Genomic DNA, 1,357 nt, shown 5'->3' with positions numbered 1-1,357 from the left:
GAGGGGGGCGGGTCCCGGCGACGCGGACGGGAACGGACCGGGGGCCGGGACACCGGGACGTCGACGACGTCACTACCCCGGCATCTCCTCGCGGGCGTACGAACACCCCGCGGACCGTTCCGCGCTGGTCGCGCTCCGCAAACTGACCGGTTTCGACACCGTCTTCAAGACCCTCAGCGGCATGCTGCCGGAGCGCAGCCTGCGCCTGTTGTTCCTGTCGGACTCGGTGCGGGTGAGCGAGCGGCAGTTCGCCGAACTGCACCACATGTTGCTGGACGCCTGCGCGATCCTGGACCTGGAACGCGTCCCCCCGATGTACGTCTCGCAGGACCCTCAGCCCAACGCCATGTGCATCGGCCTGGACCAGCCGATCATCGTGGTCACCACCGGGCTGGTGGACCTGCTGGACGAGGAGGAGATGCGGGCCGTGGTCGGCCACGAGGTCGGGCACGCGCTCTCCGGCCACGCCGTCTACCGGACCATCCTGCTCTTCCTGACGAGCATCGCGGTGCGGGTGGCGTGGATCCCGCTGGGCAATGTGGCGATCATGGCGATCGTCACCGCGCTGCGCGAGTGGTTCCGCAAGTCCGAGCTGTCCGCCGACCGGGCGGGCCTGCTGGTGGGACAGGACCTGGACGCCTCGTTGCGCGGGCTGATGAAGCTGGCCGGTGGCCACAACCTGCACCGGATGAACGTGGACGCGTTCCTGGAGCAGGCCGAGGAGTACGAGGCGGGCGGTGACCTGCGCGACTCCGTGCTGAAGATCCTCAACGTCCTGCCCCGTACGCACCCCTTCGCGGCCGTCCGCGCGGCCGAGCTGAAGAAGTGGTCGCTGACCCGGGACTACCAGCGGCTGTGCGACGGCCACTACCCGCGCCGGGACGAGGACGGGGAGACCCGGATCACCGACTCCTTCCGGGAGTCGGCCGGTCACTACGCGCAGACCGTCCGCAACGGCCGCGACCCGCTGATGAAGCTGGTCAACGACGTGGCGACGGGTGCGGGGGACCTCGGCGGGAAGCTGCGGGACTTCGCCACCGGCGGGGGTCGACCCCGCCGTCCCGGCCCGAACGGCTCCACCGGCTCCGGGACCACCGGCGGCTCCGGCGGGCCCGGGGGGTCGGAGGGCCCGCGGGACTCCGGCGAGCGCGACTGAACCCCTCCGGTCGGGGGCGGGCGGCACCGCCCGCCCCCGACCGGGGACCGACCGGACACCGGCGGGGTCGATCGGGGCCGGGGCCGCGCGGACTCACTCCTCGGCGGACCCGACGGGCGGCGACTGCCGCAGGGTCCCGCACACCACGCCCTCGGCCGCCGAGCCGTCCAGCACGGAGAACGGGTCCGTCCCGCCGAATCC

The 1,357-nt window shown here is 72.7% G+C and carries 1 protein-coding gene; it reads left to right on the top strand.

The window, feature by feature from the left end:
- Nucleotides 1-82 precede the first annotated feature (82 nt).
- Nucleotides 83-1,156, top strand: coding sequence for a M48 family metallopeptidase (locus FNQ90_RS23345; protein ID WP_182608165.1), 1,074 nt, complete (start codon nucleotides 83-85; stop codon nucleotides 1,154-1,156).
- The last annotated feature ends 201 nt before the right edge of the window (nucleotides 1,157-1,357 follow it).

The sequence above is a fragment of the Streptomyces alkaliphilus genome, assembly GCF_014141535.1.
In the GTDB taxonomy this organism is placed as follows: Bacteria; Actinomycetota; Actinomycetes; order Streptomycetales; family Streptomycetaceae; genus Streptomyces; species Streptomyces alkaliphilus.
This window is presented reverse-complemented; position numbering and strand designations above follow the sequence as displayed.